15 protein-coding genes are annotated in these 17,683 nt (G+C 33.2%); 11 read left to right on the top strand and 4 right to left on the bottom strand.

Translation table 11 applies throughout. The features are described 5' to 3' along the window. The first annotated feature begins 3 nt into the window (after positions 1 to 3). From EDB96_RS14385 to EDB96_RS14365, 5 genes are all read left to right on the top strand, one after another. Positions 4 to 381 (top strand): hypothetical protein, encoded by a 378-nt coding sequence (locus EDB96_RS14385; protein ID WP_134141554.1) that lies wholly within the window; start codon positions 4 to 6, stop codon positions 379 to 381. A gap of 43 nt (positions 382 to 424) precedes the next feature. Next, positions 425 to 1,291: an MbnP family protein gene (locus EDB96_RS14380; RefSeq protein ID WP_134141552.1), complete on the top strand. Its 867-nt coding sequence runs from the start codon at positions 425 to 427 to the stop codon at positions 1,289 to 1,291. A gap of 61 nt (positions 1,292 to 1,352) precedes the next feature. Continuing rightward, positions 1,353 to 2,369, top strand: coding sequence for a cytochrome-c peroxidase (locus EDB96_RS14375; protein ID WP_134141550.1), 1,017 nt, complete (start codon positions 1,353 to 1,355; stop codon positions 2,367 to 2,369). Between the two features lie 220 nt (positions 2,370 to 2,589). After that, entirely contained in the window at positions 2,590 to 2,952 is a 363-nt protein-coding gene (locus tag EDB96_RS14370) for a BlaI/MecI/CopY family transcriptional regulator (protein ID WP_057118251.1), read from the top strand. After that, on the top strand, positions 2,949 to 4,973 hold the full coding sequence (locus EDB96_RS14365) for a M56 family metallopeptidase (protein ID WP_134141548.1): 2,025 nt from the start codon (positions 2,949 to 2,951) through the stop codon (positions 4,971 to 4,973). The genes EDB96_RS14370 and EDB96_RS14365 overlap by 4 nt, the downstream gene beginning before the upstream one ends. Positions 4,974 to 5,078: 105 nt before the next feature. On the opposite strand, the gene EDB96_RS14360 is transcribed toward EDB96_RS14365, so the two are convergent. The 3 genes from EDB96_RS14360 to EDB96_RS14350 form a co-directional block, all read right to left on the bottom strand. Beyond that, on the bottom strand, positions 5,079 to 5,579 hold the full coding sequence (locus EDB96_RS14360) for an acyl-CoA thioesterase (RefSeq protein ID WP_166669310.1): 501 nt from the start codon (positions 5,577 to 5,579) through the stop codon (positions 5,079 to 5,081). A 54-nt stretch (positions 5,580 to 5,633) separates the two neighbouring features. Then, positions 5,634 to 6,215 carry a TetR/AcrR family transcriptional regulator gene (locus EDB96_RS14355; protein ID WP_134141546.1) on the bottom strand — a complete coding sequence of 194 codons (582 nt, stop codon included), beginning with the start codon at positions 6,213 to 6,215 and terminating at the stop codon, positions 5,634 to 5,636. 416 nt (positions 6,216 to 6,631) lie between these two features. Then, positions 6,632 to 8,098: an FAD-dependent oxidoreductase gene (locus EDB96_RS14350; protein WP_134141544.1), complete on the bottom strand. Its 1,467-nt coding sequence runs from the start codon at positions 8,096 to 8,098 to the stop codon at positions 6,632 to 6,634. A gap of 246 nt (positions 8,099 to 8,344) precedes the next feature. Between EDB96_RS14350 and EDB96_RS14345 the strand changes: the two genes are divergently transcribed. From EDB96_RS14345 to EDB96_RS14335, 3 genes are all read left to right on the top strand, one after another. After that, the gene (locus EDB96_RS14345; RefSeq protein WP_057118243.1) at positions 8,345 to 8,539 is read left to right on the top strand and encodes a hypothetical protein; all 195 of its coding nucleotides are present in this window, start codon (positions 8,345 to 8,347) and stop codon (positions 8,537 to 8,539) included. Positions 8,540 to 8,737: 198 nt separating this feature from the next. Further along, entirely contained in the window at positions 8,738 to 9,418 is a 681-nt protein-coding gene (locus tag EDB96_RS14340; RefSeq protein ID WP_134141542.1) for a hypothetical protein, read from the top strand. A gap of 125 nt (positions 9,419 to 9,543) precedes the next feature. Then, positions 9,544 to 9,990, top strand: a complete 447-nt coding sequence (locus EDB96_RS14335; protein ID WP_057118242.1) for a hypothetical protein — start codon at positions 9,544 to 9,546, stop codon at positions 9,988 to 9,990. An 81-nt stretch (positions 9,991 to 10,071) separates the two neighbouring features. Here the strand turns inward: EDB96_RS14335 and EDB96_RS14330 are convergent, their stop codons facing one another. Then, on the bottom strand, positions 10,072 to 11,292 hold the full coding sequence (locus tag EDB96_RS14330; protein ID WP_134141539.1) for a DUF763 domain-containing protein: 1,221 nt from the start codon (positions 11,290 to 11,292) through the stop codon (positions 10,072 to 10,074). A 700-nt stretch (positions 11,293 to 11,992) separates the two neighbouring features. On the opposite strand from EDB96_RS14330, the gene EDB96_RS14325 reads away from it, so the two are divergent. The 3 genes from EDB96_RS14325 (at position 11,993) to EDB96_RS14315 (ending at position 17,393) form a co-directional block, all read left to right on the top strand. After that, on the top strand, positions 11,993 to 15,169 hold the full coding sequence (locus EDB96_RS14325; RefSeq protein WP_134141537.1) for a SusC/RagA family TonB-linked outer membrane protein: 3,177 nt from the start codon (positions 11,993 to 11,995) through the stop codon (positions 15,167 to 15,169). A gap of 12 nt (positions 15,170 to 15,181) precedes the next feature. Beyond that, on the top strand, positions 15,182 to 16,606 hold the full coding sequence (locus tag EDB96_RS14320; RefSeq protein WP_134141535.1) for a SusD/RagB family nutrient-binding outer membrane lipoprotein: 1,425 nt from the start codon (positions 15,182 to 15,184) through the stop codon (positions 16,604 to 16,606). Between the two features lie 193 nt (positions 16,607 to 16,799). Then, positions 16,800 to 17,393 carry a hypothetical protein gene (locus EDB96_RS14315; protein WP_134141533.1) on the top strand — a complete coding sequence of 198 codons (594 nt, stop codon included), beginning with the start codon at positions 16,800 to 16,802 and terminating at the stop codon, positions 17,391 to 17,393. Positions 17,394 to 17,683: the final 290 nt, after the last annotated feature.

Here is a 17,683-nt window from a genome sequence, read left to right as displayed (position 1 = left end):
AAAATGAAAAAAGTTTTTAGTTTCACAATGACAATGCTGTTTCTGCTGGTTTCTTTCCAGCAGGCATTGATTATTGTACACTTTAAACTGAATCAGAAGAACATAGAGCAAGAGTTTTGTGTCAACAAAGCCAAACCAGAACTGCAATGCCATGGTAAATGTCATTTAAAGAAAGAATTAGAAAAATCAGATAACAACGATTTGGAACTTACGAGTATCGGTAAGAAAATCGATATCACTTTAATATCTAATTTCGAATTTACAGTTCCAGTTCTAAAAATTATAAATTCTAGTAAAATATTAACTTATAAAGAATTGGGTTTGTTAGAACCTTGTCTCGAAATTTTTGTACCGCCACCTATTTTATTTGGTATTACCTAATCTCATTAATAAAAATAGAAATACAAAAATTAAATTAAAAGAAATGCAAAATTTTAAAAAATACTTATTACTATCAATCGCTTCATTGGCATTTGTATCGTGTTCAAGTGATGATGATAATCCTGTTGCAAACAATGTAACGTTAGAATTCAATAATACATTTAAGAATACGACTATTGTTTTAGGTGCTGCAACTTCAACTTCTGCAACGACAAATACTTCTGCGGCTGGGCAGGTACATCATTTTTCAGAATTAAAATATGTGATTAGTAATATCCGTCTTGTAAAAGATAACGGAGATGAAGTTCCATATAATGTAAATGATTTGGATAAAGGCGCAACAGTTATCGATCAATCAAAAACGGCAACATTAAATTATGTTTTGAGTAATGTGCCATCTGCAACTTATAAGCAGATTAAATTTGGTTTGGGTATTAAGCCAGAACAAAACACTTTAGACCAAGCAAGATTTCCAAATTTCTATGCTGCAGCTGGCGCTAACGATACCGCAATGATGTGGGAATGGGGAAGCGGCTACCGTTTTACAAAAGTAGAAGGCTTTTATGATACTGATAATAAAACAATGTCTATTCACACAGGAAGTACTGTACAAGGAACTGCAGGCAGTTATACGCAAGGTGTAAATGCTTATAGAGATATTACATTAAACTTGACAACAAATGCAGTTGTTGGAAGCAAAGCTCCGAAAATAAAAATTAAAGCTGATTTTGATAAAATGTTAAGCGGAAAAACAAATACAATTACGCTATCTACTGGAACAGGAGATGCCGACAACGCAACTCCAAATATTCATACAGCTGCTCAAATGGTAAAATTTGTTGATAATTTCGGAGGAAATGGTTCAAGTGATATTACAGGAATGTTTTCTGTTACAAGTGTAGAAAACTAAAATCATATTTTCAGAACCGTCTACATTTAAGAATTGGCGGTTCTGTTTTAAATTATTTATAATGAAAAAAATAGCTGGTTTCATATTACTTTTATTGTTGTTTACGTCTTGTAACAGCCATGATTCGGATATGATTTCTATTGACAATCCCGAAATTTCGCTCAGTATCCCATCTGGATTTCCAGAACTCAATAGTTTTGTAAGTCTAAACAAGCCGACTAAATACGGTGTGGAATTAGGTGAAAAGCTTTTCTCAGAAAAAAAATTCAGCGCAGATAATACTATTTCATGCTCAAGCTGTCATATTCAGACAAATGCTTTTACAGACCAGCGTGCACAAGCAGTTGGAATTGAAGGCAGAATTGGACTTCGCAATACGCCTTCCATTCAAAATTTGGCTTTTATGAAATTTTACAATTGGGATGGAAGTAAACTGCAGCTGGAAACGCAAACGTTAGTGCCTATTATAACGCACGAAGAAATGGATTCCTCTATTTTAGAAGTTATAGGTAAAATTAAAGATGATGCCGTTTATAAAGATTTGTTCCAAAAAGCCTTTGGAGATGAGGGTATTACTCCTGAAAGGATCTATAAAAGTATCGCACAATTTGAATACACTTTAATTTCTGCTAACAGCAAATATGATAAAGTAAAACGAAATACGGCATCTTTTACAGAAAGCGAATTGCAGGGTTATCAAACTTTTCAGCAAAAATGCGCGAGTTGTCACAGTTCAGAATTGTTTACAGATCAGAGTTTTAGAAATATTGGTTTTCCTTTAAACACCGATACCAATGAAGCAGGGCGTGGCAGGGTTACTGGAATTGCTGCTGATTTTATGAGTTTTCGTGTGCCGACGTTAAGAAATATAGAATATACAGCTCCTTATGGAAGTTTTGGACAATTTGCAACTTTAGAATCTGTTTTGGATTATTTTGATAGTGGAGTGTTAAATGCAGAAAATTTAGATCCAATTTTTAAAGAAAATGGCAAACGAATTCCGCTTACTGAACAAGAAAAAATCAATCTTATTGCTTTTATGAAAACTTTAAGTGATACTGATTTTGTCAAGAACTAAGTGCATTTAGATTTCGAAAAGAATGAAAAAGCTAGACTGAAAAGTTTAGCTTTTTTTTATTTAGTTACTGAAGATCAATTGTTTATTTTGTTTTTTAATGATTTTTTTTGCGCCGTAATTACTATATTTTTCACATGAAAACTAATTTATTAGTTAAAAAACTAAAGAATTAGTTTGTCTACTAATTAATTAGTAGTATCTTGCATCAAAATATTCAACCATGATAAAATTAGCCAAAAGAGAAGAACAGATCATGCAGGTTTTTTGGGATCTGAATAAAGCCTTTATAAGAGATATTATTCCATTGCTGCCAGATCCAAAGCCACATTACAATAGTGTAGCCACAATTGTGAAGATACTTGCCGAAAAAGGATTTTTGAATTATGAAACTGCTGGAAATATGCATTGCTTTTTTCCAATAATCAGCAGGGAAGAATACCAGCAATTTGCTTTGAAAGATATTGTAAGTCAGTATTTTGATAATTCGTATCCGAGAATGCTTGCCTTTTTTGCAAAAGAACAAAAGCTTTCAGAAAAGGAATTGGATGAAATCGTCAGCATCATTAAAAAAGAAAAAATATGATACCTTATATTTTATATACAGCTCTTATCCTTTCGGCTTGCTTTGCGTTTTACAAACTGCTTTTGCAAAAAGAAACTTTTTTTCATTTAAACAGATATATATTGTTGTCTTGTATGGTACTGGCTTTTATTCTGCCATTAGTTCCAGTTCCTCAGCAATTGTCTTTTAGAAAAATTGATGCCGAAAAGAACATTACACTTGTCAAAGCTCCAGTTGAAAATCTTACTTCAACAGCAGTAAAAGAGCCTACAGTTCAGCCGACACTTACAGAACAGACGAAACAAGTAATCAATGTTGATGTCTTATTAAAGTGTTTGGTGTATTTGTACTGGTTTGGAGTCGTAATATTTGGACTTAATTTTTTAATGCAGGCTGTTATATTACTATTTAGGGCCAATTCTAAATCGGTTATTCAAGATGGTAAATTTCGTATTGTGGAAATAACAGGAGATAAAGCTCCGTGCTCTTTCGGCAATAATATTTTTATTAATCCTGAAAAATACGAATGGGAAACCTACAGCCAGATTTTGCTTCATGAAAAAATTCATATCGAACAGAAACACACTATCGATCTGCTGCTTGCCGAGATTGTTCTGATCTTTCAATGGTTTAATCCTTTTGCTTGGCAATGGAGAAAAGCCTTAGAGACCAATCTAGAATTTTTAACAGACGATCAAATGCTGCAACAAGATAACGTTGAAAAAGAAAGTTATCAGTTCAGCTTACTGCAGGTTGCTGCGCCGCAATTTCCATTGAGTCTTACAACCAATTATAATCAATCATTATTAAAAAAACGAATCATCATGATGAACTCAAAAAAATCAAATGTGCACACCACTTGGAAATATTTTTTCCTAGTGCCGCTAATGGTGCTTTTTGCCTGCCTTTTTAATCAACCGGCAGCGCAGAGTCAAACTCTAAATTCTAAAGGGGAAGCACAAAAAGAAACAGCCATTCAAAACGGAATGAAAACAGACGGAAACTGGTTTGCTACCATTAAAGGCAATTCTATAGAAATCAATTTTAAAAGTGATGAGAATAATTCTTCCAGTACTTTTCAATTGAGTGAAATCAGTAATCTTCCAAGAGACAAACAAGGAGAATTTACATTGACGCGTGAAGCAGGAACGATGTATTTTACAGGAAAATTTGAAGGAGACAGAGGAATGGGAACTTATAAATTTACTGCAAACAAAGATTACAGCACAGCAATGCGCAAAGAAGGAGTAGAGCTTGCAAATGATAATGATCTTTTGGTTTTCTTTATGATAAACGTCAAAGTGTCTTACGTACAGATGCTTAAGAAAAATGGTTATACCGATTTAGACAAAGATCAAGTTATTCCCCTAGCGGCTTTAGATGTGAATGAAGCTTATATTACTTCAATAAAAAAAGCAATTCCAGAGATTGATTTAGACAATCTTGTTCCTTTCAAATCATTAGGAATAGATAAAGCTTTTATTGAAGAAATACGCAGTTCTGGTTATAAAGATGTTAGTCCAGGTAATATTATTGCATTAAAATCGCAGGGAATTGATGCCAAATATATTAGTGATTTTCGCTCTGCTAAAAATAATAACGATAGCAATGATAAAGAAGTTAGCAGCAATAATAATGACAACGATAATAGCGACGATGATATTATTGCATTTAAAGCATTAAATATTGACAAAGCATATGTTGATTCTTTTAAAAAGCTGGGATATAAAAATATCTCAAACAGTGATCTTATTGGTATGAAATCACTGAATGTAACTCCAGAGTACGTAAAAAGTTTTCAGAATGCTGGTTTTCAAAACATAGAGGCAGAAAATCTGATCGCTTTGAAATCACAAGATATAACGCCAGATTTGGTAAAAGAATATAAAAGTCTTGGTTTTGAAGATCTAAATTTAGAAGATATCGTTGGAGCAAAAGCAACAGGCACCACACCATCTTATATCAAATCAATGAAAGCAAAAGGCCATAATTTTAAAAGCCTGGACCGATATGTTGCATTGAAAGCTCTTGCTAATAATTAAAAGAAAACTAATTATTTGAATTAGTTAAAAAACTCAAGTTGTAAGACAAAATAAAGCCCAAACCGAATAGGAATGGGCTTTTTTATTTATTAAATTATTGAAGCTTTATTGCTGATTCACTTCCGTTCTGCTTTTTAATTTTTGAATAATTTCTATAGATCTTTTTTCAAAAATAGATTGGTCTACAGGTACAACAACCGATTGAAATAACTGCATCAATTCATCAGAATGATTGGCTGTTTTTTGAGTTTGAAGATTAAAATGCACAAACTTTATCCATAAAACAGATTTTAGTTCGGTTTCACTTTCGTTCCACATTTTCATCTCAACCAGCAGGAAATTATCCGTATATTGAATCAATTGCGATACAATTAAAACGGTTTCCATTGTAAATGCTGGTTTTATATAACTTATTTGATTAGATGCCACAACCCAGCTGAGACCTGTTTTTTTCATGTATTTAAAAATATCAAGGTCATAATGCTCTGCGATTTGATCTTCTCTCACATTAATAAAGTACTCTAGATACTTTGAGTTATTTAAATGATTAAAAGGATCACAATCCTGAAATCTAACTTTTCTTTTTGTCTTTAATATTTTTTCCATTTTATAAATGTATTGCATCAAATACCGATCGGTATTTGAAAGGTTAAAAATTTTTTATTTGGTAATAGCGGCAATTATAGTACTGTCTATAAAGTCCATAGCATTGGCTATGTAACTTTCATCGTTATGGGTAAATGCTAGAAGTGAACTTCCTTCAATGAGTGATAAGATTATTTTGGCATATTTAATAGGATCTGAATCTTCTTCAATTTCATTAGTAGTGATTCCATCATTAATAATAGTAGTCAGACCGATAATAAATTTTTTAGATAATTTTTGTGCCGCTTTAAACAATAACGGATTAATAAATTTTGTATCTATTCCTGCTCTCAGCATCGGACATCCGCCTCTGTCTTTCACTAAATCATAATAACTACGCTGATAATTGGTTACGGCATGAAGTTTATTTATACTGCCTTCTGTAGCAGCGACTAATTTAAACAAAGGTGTTATTGCTTCGTTTATATTATAGTGAAAAGCTTGTAATGCTAAATCTTCTTTATTAGAAAAATTACAATATATAGCGCCTTTTGTAAGTCCAGTTGCATTTGTAATGTCTGTAAGACTGGTTCCAACATATCCTTGTTTGTTGAAAATTGGGGCAACTTTTTCTAATATAAACTCAGAAGTATTCATGATTTTAAGTAGAATTAAATATTCTCCGTAAATGTAACAATAAATACCGATCGGTATGTATAGCGTTTTTAAATTTTTTCAAAATAAATTAACTGCTTGTTTTTTATAAGAGGTTAAAATTTGTAAAACCCGCCAGATGCATAAAGCATAAGGCGGGCTGTCCATAAACATAATCTTCCATTTTATGTTTACTACAAAATCTTTAATTATAGTGAAGGGAAATTATTTCAAAGTGTGAAAAAAGTTTAATAATTTGATGCAATTATAGTTATTTATTTAATAATTATCACCAAATTTAAGATATAGGTGTTATTATTATCATTTTTGAGAAATATTGTAGGGGAATTTCATCAGTTATAAGATTTGATGAAAGAAAAAGTACACGATATTTATTTTAAAATTAGAATAGAAGAATTTTAAGCTTCTTTTTTCTTCAAACAACGTCCTCTCGGTTCATTGCCTTCGTGAAGTACGATTTCCGAATGAAGAAATTGTGCCGCATCTGCAGAGTCTTTTACTTTAACAGCACTTCGTTCTAGCATTTCTGTTTCAAAGTCGGTTAAAACAGTTTTTCTAATTCCTTTTTTTCTCCATTCAGAAAGCGGTCGGCATTCTTTTGAAATTCCTCTTGCGAGTGTGAGAGCATCCAGTAAAGCTTGATTGGCTCCTTGTCCTTTAAACGGACTCATTGGGTGGGCTGCATCTCCAATTAGTGTAACTTTTCCAGCTTTCTCCAGTAATTCAGATTGGAGTAATTCACGGTCATATACCGGATATCCAGAAATTTGCGCTTCCATTGTCGCTGATAAAATTTGAGGAATAGGATTATGCCACTGAGTTCTACGGCAGGCTTCTTCTTTAAGTACTTTTGGTCCAAGTGCGCTTAACGCTTTAGCATCTTCTTCCGGCATTGGAAAACTAAGCTGCCACATTACAGAATCTGCCGTGTAAGGCATTATATAAATTCGTTCATTTCCATTGGCAGTTTGAAATACAGTTGCTGAATCTAATAAAGAACTCTCAACATCTATTAGAGCGCTTAAAGGGCAAATTCCTAATATTACAATACAATCGAGATAGCGAAGAGGCGTAACATCCTCACCAATCAATAATCTGCGAACCGAGCTGCGAATACCATCGGCACCAACGATAAGGTCGGCTTTAGATGTTTTAAGTTCTCCATTTACTTGAAAATTCAGTTCAATATCATCATCATTTTCTTTAAAATCAATTAGTTGATGTCCCCATTGTACAGTATCATGTCCGTCGAGCTGCTCAAGTAATGCTAATCGTAAAGATTGTCGTGCGATGTGCATATTGGTGCGTTTCGAAGATTTTTTCGCATCCTGCTGCAGCCATTTTCGAATTCCCCATTCTCCAATTACTTTTCCTTCTGTAGTATGAACTAAATGTCTGGTTGAAATTACTTTTTCATCTAAAGAAAAAATACCCAATCCTTCGATTGCTTTGCTTGCTTGCTGCAAAGTAAGTCCGTAACCCTGAGATCGAGCTGCAAAATTAGCATCACGTTCGTAAAGCGTAAAAGGAATACCCCGATGTAAACAGGCAACAGCTAATGCTACTCCGCCAATTCCGGCGCCAATAATAGCAACATGGGGATAATTTTCTGTATCTGCTTCAGGATGATTGTCAGAAGGAATCAATCCAGATCCATTACAATTTAAGCAAGTATGCTGGTGAGCCTTAGGTCGAATAGGAGCTGTTCCTTTGCCATTTGTTTTTTCAAATTGGTCTATTGCATTCTGGTATTGGCGTCGCGCTTTGTCACTAAGACCGCGGCTTTTTTTGCCACGTCCTTGACACTCATTACAAATAGTCCAGCTTGTTTTATCTCTTTTCTCTTTTTCCACTTTCTCGTTCATTTGCTGGATCTAATTGTATTTCGGTACAATTTAATGGGAATAATATTTTCTCACATTTTTACAGCTGTGCAAATTTAAGGCAAAAGATTACCAGTACAAAATGAGTTTTTAACTTACGGTTAAAACGTGATGATTTTGATTATATGCATATATCTATAAGAGTATTTTATAACTTTTTGCTAGGATTATATAAGTGCTAAAGCACATATTTCGACTAATTTTAATAAAAATTAAAATGTAGAAATTATGAAAACAAATAATCAAAATCAGAATATTACTAAAGATAATAGTTCTGATAATCGCAGTGATACGAGAAAACATCAATATAAAGATCATGATGAAGTTCTAACAAATGATGAGAATTATGATGTTGACACTCATAAATTTAAAGGTGAAAAACCTGATTTCGATGACAAAATGAACAATGAAGAAAAAAAATAAAAATAAAGCGCCTTAAATTTTAAGGCGCTTTATTTTTTTTGGACCTATCTACTTGTTATTTAAGCAGTATTACTCACATTTTAAAATTTTTCAAAAAAGTTCAGAACTAAAAAAAGAACTATGAATTGATTTTTATAGATTTGTAAAACTGTATATTCCAAAAAAATGGTGCAAACCAATTATAAAAATTTAAATTCGATGAAATCTGTCAGTTCAATATTTTTACTTTTAATGTTTGTCTATTCAAGTTCTTATTCACAATTAAGTGCAGATAAAATATTCGAAAGCTTTAAACAAGGAGAACGCACAAATTGCTCGTCAATTGCTTTTATTAAAGCATCTTTAAACGTATATGGGTTGGATAATCTTTTTGTAACTGAAAAGATAAATGATAGTTTACAAAAGATCACATTAAAGAATAACGCCTCATTTCTTCTAAAAGATGAGGAAATTAAAATAGCTAAAACTTCAGCTGGGTTTGTTTACATTAAAGACAATTGCGAAAGTGAAAAAATAACAGACTACGCAATATTGACCTATGCCGTAATGGGAAAATACAAACAGATTATCGATAAAGAATCGACTTTTGATAAAGCATTAGAAGATCTGGAAGACGGTACAGTATATACACCTACAATCTACAAATACTTAGGATTTACAAAAGGCAAACAAGTGCAGAAGCTGAAAAGACAGTCTGGAAGTGAATACTGCGGTGTAGTGGCGTGGTCAAAAGCGCATGCCGTTTTTGTATGCGAAGAATTTATGGATTACTATGGCAACAAAAAAAGTATCTGGATAAAATACCCAAGTCGTTTTAGAATAATAAAACCAGCAGAAGAGATAGAAAATAATACTCCTAAATTGGTGCAATCGTACTAAAAATACTGCTTCTGACTGAGTTAATATTGATTTGTTAAAATTTTCAGAAAAAAAGAAATCAATAAAGTTGCAATTTAAGTTAAATTATATATTTTTGTCATTAATCAACAACCAATTACATTAAAATGAAAAGCAAAATTATTTTACTAAGTTTCCTTTTCTTCTTGACGACTGGCGCTATATCAGCACAGGCAAAAAATGCCCCAAGAAGTATTATCAGTACAACAGCCTTAATCCGTAAATACCACGACCAAAAAGAATTGAGCGGTATGCAAAAAGGAGAACTTTTAGAATTGTACATTGAGCGTATTAAAGTTCTAGTAAAAACTCTTCCATATATTGCTTTGGTTACTAAACCAGGTGTTACAATGGCAGATTTAGGTATTCCAGACGATAGTGATCACAAGAAAATATTAGATAATCAAGCAGTTGGTACAACAACTTTCTTAGATACTACAGTAGAGTTTCAAAGAAAAATGATGCCTTATTCAGATAAAGGAAATCTTATCGCTGCAATCTTATTTTACGAAAATACATTAAAATCTTTACACGAGTTTAACGACTTAATGTAATATATTTTAAACAAGCTATTAATAAAAAACTCCAAAGTCATTTGATTTTGGAGTTTTTTTTTATTTGATAAATTTTTAATTTTAAAATAATTCTAATTGATTATTTGGATTTATAGGTTTCTTTTTAGGAGGTTTAGCTTCTCCAAAAATAGTTCTTCCTCCATATTTATAAGATTCATTTCTTTCTCTTTGAATTAAAGCATCAAAATTGGAATTTGGTGTAAAATTCTCTTCTGCTTTTCTAGATATTTCAGATAATTTTTGAATTGCAGCCATTTTGTCTGAGTTGCCAATTTTAGCACGGTGAATTGCTTTTTGCAGAGTATCAATCGTTTCATCATAGATTTTGACAGGAACAGGAAAAGGATGTCCGTCTTTTCCGCCGTGAGCAAATGAAAAACGCGCAGGATCTTCAAATCGGGTAGGAGTGCCATAAATCACTTCGCTAACAAGTGCTAATGATTGTAAAGCTCGTGGTCCCATTCCTTTTAAAAGCAATAGCTCTTCAAAATCTTCAGGTTTATTCTCGTGAGTTGCCCAGAGCATAGCACCGAGTCTTTTCATGTTAACATCTTCCATTCTCACATCATGATGTGCTGGCATAGAAAGATATTGCATTTCCTTCATTATTTTGGTTGGAGATTCTTTCGCTAATTCTAAAATTCCTTCTCTGGATTTTGCCGCCGCCTGAGCAGTAAGATTTAAAATAGTTCCTTGATTTTCACCATAAATAAAAATATGAGGTTCTTCAATAAAAGATTTTAAACCCGGCGAATGCCAATGGTATCTTCTCGCAGTTTTAGAATCAGGGTTCATTCCTTGTTGTATTACGGCCCATTGACCTTTATTATCAACAATAAAATTATGCTGATACAATTGAAATCCATCCTGAATAGCAGTATTATCAACTTTAGCGGCAAGTCTGCTGCAGTTGGCAAGATTATTACCATCAAGTCCTGTTTTTTCACCCACAAACAAAAGTTCCTGCGGTGTTAACATAGAATGTTTGCCTTTGCCGCCGCAGATATAGATTCCTAATTCTTTAGAATGTGGATTTACAGATTTTTTTAGTGCTCCAAGTACAGAAGTTGTAATTCCAGAAGAGTGCCAGTCCATTCCCATTACGGCACCAAAGCTTTGAAACCAAAAAGGATTACTAAGCTTGCTTATAACTTCAGAAGTTGAAAATTCTAAAGCAATCGTTTCAACAATTGCAAAACCAAGTTTAGACATCCGTTCGGAGAGCCATAATGGAACTTGTCCATAGTGTAGTGGGAGATCAGCTGTGCCAGAACGCTTCATTTGAAAGTATTTTTACAAAAATAGGCAAAAATGGTTTTAATAATTTTAATTGTTTCTTAAATCTTCTCGTCTCGTTTTTACATCTTTTTTGACTGCATTTTGACTTTTAGATGCAAAAAAAATGCAAATAAAGTCATTCACTTAGTCAATATTTTTCATTTTTTAATTTTGTTTTAAATAAAAATCTTACATAAACTGTAAAAATTCCTTATTCAATAACTGTCTTGTTTATAGTAGTTTAAAATTACTAAAACGTTTTTGTTAACATTTTTTTTTCAGAAAATTAAATTAAAATTTGGGAACTTAAATATTTAATTTACTTTTGTTCTATCGAATTAGTAGAGTTTAAAAAATAAGTTGAAAACATTGAGATTAAGACCATTTGTATGTTTATTTCTGAATACAAAAGACTTATTTATCATTCTATAGCTTGTGAGTTACTACGGTTAAAACCTTCTCTTTTTAATTCATATAAAAATTTTAAAAAAATGAACCTGAAAGGGTTGAAATATTGTATAGGCCAAAAATAGTAATCAAAAAAAAAAGTAAAAATGAAAAAACGAATGTGTTTGTAGATACAAAAAAACATTTTTGTTGCAGCAGAAATGACGAAGCTTAAAGAAATTGTACATCTCTATAAGGAGCTTGAAAATGATATATCCGTTTCGATCTGCCTTATTTATAAAACTAAAATTAAGTAATGAAAAAAAAATTAAATAGCTATATCTGGTTATGTGTTTTGTTGATTTCCATAGGAGTTAAAGCTCAAGAAACAAAACCCTTGATCCAGTCTAAACTAGAAGGAACAGTAATAGATGCGGTTACAAAAGATCCTGTTATTGGTGCTTCGGTTAATATAAAAGGAACTACACACGGAGTTCAAACAGATTTTGACGGAAAGTTTTATTTTCAAACTGGACAAAAATTTCCTTATACTTTAATAGTAAGTTATTTAGGCTACAAAAAAGCAGAGGTTGTAGTCGATAAAAATGCTGTGGTTATTGAGCTTACTGAAGAACAAAACCAGTTATCAGAAGTTGTAGTGACTGCACTTGGTATTTCAAAAGAAAAGAAATCTTTAGGATATACAACTCAAGCACTTAAGAATAAAGATATTGCAGAGACAAAAGAAACGAACTTTTTAAACAGTCTTAGCGGAAAATTAGCTGGTGTTCGTATTACAAATTCTCAAGGAGATATGGGATCTTCTCGTATTATTATTCGTGGAGAAACTTCTATCGCAGGAAATAACCAGCCATTATTTGTGGTAGATGGCGTTCCTGTTGATAACTCGCAGTTAGGAAGTGTGGGTGGAGCTACTCGTGACTTTAAAAATGCAATTGCCGATTTGAATCCAAATGATATTGAAACATTAACAGTATTGAAAGGACCTAACGCTGCAGCTCTTTACGGATCACGTGCTGCGCATGGTGTGGTTTTGATTACTACTAAATCTGGAAAAAGTCAAAAAGGATTGGGAATTACTTTAAATTCTGGTATTACGATTTCTCAAGTAGCTACACTGCCAAGTTTTCAAAATACATTCGGACAAGGATCAAACGGAAGATTTAGTTATGTAGATGGTAAAGGAGGCGGTATAAATGATGGTGTTGACGAAAGCTGGGGACCAAAAATGGACGGACGACTTATTCCTCAATTTTTCTCAAACGGCCAGGCAGTGCCTTTTGTTGCGCATCCTAATAATGTAAAAGACTTCTTTAATACAGGTGTTACTTACGACAATAGTATTTCTGTTGCCAGATCTGACGAAAAATCAGATTTCCGTTTAGGAGTAAACAATCAAAAACAATTAGGAACGGTACCTAACAGTGAAGTAAACAAAACAAACTTTACAATTAACACAAATTATCAAATATCTAAAGGAATAAGAGTAGGGGTAACGGGTAATTATATTACAACTAATGCTCCAGCGCTGCCCGGTGGTCCATCTGGAAACCGTGCTGCTGGTGTAATGCTTCAGTTTCTTTGGTTTGGTCGTCAGGTTGATATCAATCAGTTAGAAAGCAATAGAGATGTTAACTGGAACAACAGCTACTACAGTAATCCGTATTGGAATGCTTACTATAATACAACAAGCCAGCAACGTAACCGTATAATTGGTGACGTTCATTTGGATGCAAAATTGGCTGAAGGACTTAATTTTAAATTCCGTACAGGAGTTGATTATTATAACGACCGTAGAAAATACACCATTAAATATGGTACAAATGGAACTCCTTTCGGATCGTATGCAGAAGATGCTTACACTGTAAATGAGCAAAATACAGAAGGTATTTTTACTTATACTAAAAAACTAAATGATGATTTTAGTTTAGATGCTCTTGCTGGATTCAATATTCGTAATCACAGTGATGCAAATAACTATCAAAAAGCGCCTCGTTTGGCAGTACCAGATTTGTATACATTAACAAATTCTAGAGACCCTTTAACTTCTTCAAATTATTTGTCAAGATTGAGAGTTTACAGCGCTTATGCATCTGCTCAATTAGGCTATAAAAACTATGCTTATTTAAACCTTACAGCTCGTAATGACTGGTCATCTACATTACCAAGCAGTAACCGTTCTTATTTCTATCCTTCTGTTAATGGAAGTTTGATTTTATCTGAAGCTTTGAAACTGAAAAGCAGTACGCTTGATTTCTTAAAATTACGCGGTGGATGGTCTGAAGTAGGTAACGATGCAGATCCTTATCAATTATCGACTGTTTATAATTTCCAAACTGCATTTGATGGAAACCCGATTCAAACTTCTTCACAAAAGAAATTGAATGAGAATTTGAAACCAGAAACTACGCGTTCAACTGAAGTTGGTTTAGAAGCTTCTTTCTGGAAAAATAGACTGCATTTTGATGTGGCTTATTACAACACGAATAGTTTCGACCAGATTTTGGAAATTAAAACAACTGCATCTAGTGGCTACAACTCTCAGTTAATTAATGCTGGTAAAATCAACAATAATGGTATAGAAGTTCAATTGGATGGAAGCCCGATTCAGACGGAAAATTTCAAATGGAATATTGGTGCCAATTATTCTAGAAACAGAAGTAAAGTGGAGATTTTGGATTATGCAAAACAGATTCAAAACTATACAATAGGTACATCAGGAGGTGTTGATGTATTAGCATCTGTAGGACAAGCATACGGAGCACTTTATGGAACTGCTTACCTGCGTGACGCTAGCGGAAATATCGTAGTAGGAGCAAATGGATTGCCAAAAGCTGATCCGACTAAGAAAGTTTTAGGACATTATACGCCAGACTATTTAGCAGGTGTTACGAATACATTGACTTATAAAAACCTTGAATTATCATTCCTTGTTGATGCAAGTGTAGGTGGAGAAATTTTCTCAGGTACTAACAGAACAGGTACTTATACAGGAGTATTGGCGCAAACTCTTCCAGGTCGTGATGCTGCAAATGGAGGTTTAAGCTACTACTTGAATGGTACTACGAAAACTTTAGTAACTGGAACTCCTCCAGCTGGAACGACTGTATATGATGATGGAATGATTTTTAATGGAGTATACGATAATGGAACTCCAAATACTCAAGTTATTAGTGCTCAAGAATATTACAAAGCTTCATACAACATTAGCGAGGCTTATATCTACAGCTCAACTTTTGTAAAAATGAGAGAAATAAAATTGTCTTACAATTTAAATAAGGCATTTGCCAAAAGACTGGGGTTAGAAGGAGCAAGTATTACTGCAGTTGGCCGTAACCTGTTCTTTATCTACAAAGATGCACCAAATATTGATCCAGAAACAGCTTTCAATACTGGAAATGCTCAAGGTTTGGAGAGTTTATCTTTGCCAACAACCAGAAATTTCAGTCTTAATGTTAATCTTAAATTCTAAAAATACAGAATCATGCTAAAAAAAATAGCCTATATAACTCTATTTGCATTAACGTTGACCTCTTGCAGCGATACGTTGGATGATATCAATAAAAATCCAAATGCAACTGAAACACCATTGGCGCCTTACCTGTTAACAGGATCGTTAAAACAAGGGGCTGATTTATACTGGGGCGCAGATAACAATTTTAACTCGTCTCTATTGTTTGTACAGCATTGGGCTAAAATCCAATATACGGAACCAGACAGATATGATGTTTCGAACACTTCTTTCACTTCTTTGTGGAATACTGGATATGCAACTTTAATTACGGATTTAAATACAATTATTAATTTCCCAGATGGACAGGCAAATCCAAACTATAAAGGAATTGCTTTAACGCTGCGTTCTTGGACATTTTTATTGTTGACAGATGCTTACGGAAGTATTCCTTATAAAGAAGCAGGTCAAAAAATAACTCCTGCATATAATACTCAAAAGGAAGTTTATACAGGATTACTTGAAGATTTAAAACAAGCTCAGTCATTATTAAACGCATCAAGCGGTGCTGTAACGGGTGATTTGGTTTATAAAGGAGATATTTCAAAATGGAAAAAACTGGTAAATTCATTCCGTCTTCGTATAGCTTTGAGAATTTCAGACAAAGAACCTGAATTAGCTAAACAGGCTGCTATTGAAGCAACATCTGATGCTGCTGGTTTATTAAGCAGTAACAATGACACTTTTAAGTTTACTTATATCAGTTCGCCTCAGCAAAATCCAGCATCAGCTTGGTTTGAAACTCGTGATGATTTCCGTATTTCGAAAACAATGGTCGATCAGTTAAGTGCATTATCAGATCCGCGTTTACCTGTATATGCTCAGCTTCCGTCAGATGCGAGCGTTGGTAAATATGTTGGCGGCGCTAACGGATTATCAAATAGTGATGCTAATAGTCAAGGTTTTGCTAAAACATCAAAACCAGGTACTTATTTCTTAACATCATCATCACCAGCTGTTATTGCTTCTTATTCAGAAACACTTTTTAATCTTGCCGAAGCTGCAGCCCGCGGTTTCATTGCGGGAGATGCAGAGCAGTTCTATAAAAATGCAATTACAGCATCATTAAATCAATTTGGTATTACAGATGCAGCAGTTATTTCTACTTATCTTAATCAAGCTTCAGTAAAATACGATGCAACAAACTATGCCAAATCTATAGGAACTCAAAAATGGATTGCTTTTTACGGACAAGGGCTTGATGCTTTTACAGAGTGGAGAAGACTTGATTATCCTGTATTGAAAGCAGGTCCTGCGACAGTTTTAGACGGGCAAATACCTTCTCGTTTCTTCTATCCAGGTACAGAACAATCATTGAATGGAGTTAGCTACCAAGCGGCAATAACTGCCCAAGGAAAAGATTTGTTAACTACAAAATTATGGTTTGATGCCAAATAAAACTAGATTCCGAAAAGAATAATTTTAAGTAGCATTCATAGATATAAACCCTTCAAAGTCATTTGATTTTGGAGGGTTTCTTTTTGTATTCTATTTTATGCTCTACAATTTCTTATAGCAAATAACCATGAATACAGGTATTGTTTCTAGAATTTACCAGTAGTAAATTTGTTATTAATCAAAAAAATATACAATGATGAATAGCAATAGTCTTTTAATAACGAAGTCAGCATTAAAAAATAAAACAGCAAGTTTATTTAAAAAACTTTTTTATGTATCAGTTTTTGCGATACTATTATCTGCTTGTTCAAGTGATGATGGCGGATCTGATAAAACGGCATCCGATTATTATTTTAGAGCAGCTCTGGATGGTCGAAAAATAGATTTTTACACTGTAAACTTTCAGGGCGGCGGTAACGATGATCGTTTCGAGCAAATCGTAATAGGAGGATTTGAAGCGCCCCATCCTACGAAAGTTGGGGAGCAGCTGCCACCTTCACTAGATTTTGAAATATGGAAATTAGGAGGTAACATTACTGCTGGTACTTATTCAACACCAGTCGATGAAGGAATGGTTGCACGATATGCAATTCAAACTCCAAACGGAACTATACTTTACAACACACGAACTGCTGATGATATTTTTACTGTAAAAATTGAATCTATAAGTAAAACCGGAATTAAAGGTACATTTTCTGGAAAAGTTAGAAACATGGAATCAGGTGCAGTAATAAATATTACAGATGGTAGTTTTAATCTTCCGTATATGGATATTGTAAATCCATAATAATATACAATAAAAGTATTTATATCACTTAAGAACACTAATCACTTCTGCAATTTTTTGTATTTGCGGAAGTGATTTTTTTATGTATGCAAAACAAAATGCCTTTTAGCATCTATACTTATTCTTGATTCTTTTTTATCTCTTTAAAGTGTATTGTATTGATATATAGGATTTTGGCATGATGAAATCATTGTATGAATCTTGATTTTTAGCACATCTTTTCTTTAATTTATTTTTTAGGTCTAGTTTCGTTATATCCTTATTTAAGGAACCTTACTAATTAAAAAACC

It is taken from the genome of Flavobacterium sp. S87F.05.LMB.W.Kidney.N, assembly GCF_004366435.1.
Taxonomy (GTDB): domain Bacteria; phylum Bacteroidota; class Bacteroidia; order Flavobacteriales; family Flavobacteriaceae; genus Flavobacterium.
The sequence above is the reverse complement of the archived record's forward strand: the minus strand, read 5'-3'. Positions and strand labels throughout refer to the sequence as shown.

What these genes read in the sequence shown, in the direction of transcription:
- EDB96_RS14385 (WP_134141554.1), top strand. Translation starts at nt 4, where the DNA reads ATGAAAAAAGTTTTTAGTTTCACAATGACAATGCTGTTTCTGCTGGTT.
- EDB96_RS14380 (WP_134141552.1), top strand. Translation starts at nt 425, where the DNA reads ATGCAAAATTTTAAAAAATACTTATTACTATCAATCGCTTCATTGGCA.
- EDB96_RS14375 (WP_134141550.1), top strand. Translation starts at nt 1,353, where the DNA reads ATGAAAAAAATAGCTGGTTTCATATTACTTTTATTGTTGTTTACGTCT.
- EDB96_RS14370 (WP_057118251.1), top strand. Translation starts at nt 2,590, where the DNA reads ATGATAAAATTAGCCAAAAGAGAAGAACAGATCATGCAGGTTTTTTGG.
- EDB96_RS14365 (WP_134141548.1), top strand. Translation starts at nt 2,949, where the DNA reads ATGATACCTTATATTTTATATACAGCTCTTATCCTTTCGGCTTGCTTT.
- EDB96_RS14360 (WP_166669310.1), bottom strand. Translation starts at nt 5,579, where the DNA reads ATGGAAAAAATATTAAAGACAAAAAGAAAAGTTAGATTTCAGGATTGT.
- EDB96_RS14355 (WP_134141546.1), bottom strand. Translation starts at nt 6,215, where the DNA reads ATGAATACTTCTGAGTTTATATTAGAAAAAGTTGCCCCAATTTTCAAC.
- EDB96_RS14350 (WP_134141544.1), bottom strand. Translation starts at nt 8,098, where the DNA reads ATGAACGAGAAAGTGGAAAAAGAGAAAAGAGATAAAACAAGCTGGACT.
- EDB96_RS14345 (WP_057118243.1), top strand. Translation starts at nt 8,345, where the DNA reads ATGAAAACAAATAATCAAAATCAGAATATTACTAAAGATAATAGTTCT.
- EDB96_RS14340 (WP_134141542.1), top strand. Translation starts at nt 8,738, where the DNA reads ATGAAATCTGTCAGTTCAATATTTTTACTTTTAATGTTTGTCTATTCA.
- EDB96_RS14335 (WP_057118242.1), top strand. Translation starts at nt 9,544, where the DNA reads ATGAAAAGCAAAATTATTTTACTAAGTTTCCTTTTCTTCTTGACGACT.
- EDB96_RS14330 (WP_134141539.1), bottom strand. Translation starts at nt 11,292, where the DNA reads ATGAAGCGTTCTGGCACAGCTGATCTCCCACTACACTATGGACAAGTT.
- EDB96_RS14325 (WP_134141537.1), top strand. Translation starts at nt 11,993, where the DNA reads ATGAAAAAAAAATTAAATAGCTATATCTGGTTATGTGTTTTGTTGATT.
- EDB96_RS14320 (WP_134141535.1), top strand. Translation starts at nt 15,182, where the DNA reads ATGCTAAAAAAAATAGCCTATATAACTCTATTTGCATTAACGTTGACC.
- EDB96_RS14315 (WP_134141533.1), top strand. Translation starts at nt 16,800, where the DNA reads ATGATGAATAGCAATAGTCTTTTAATAACGAAGTCAGCATTAAAAAAT.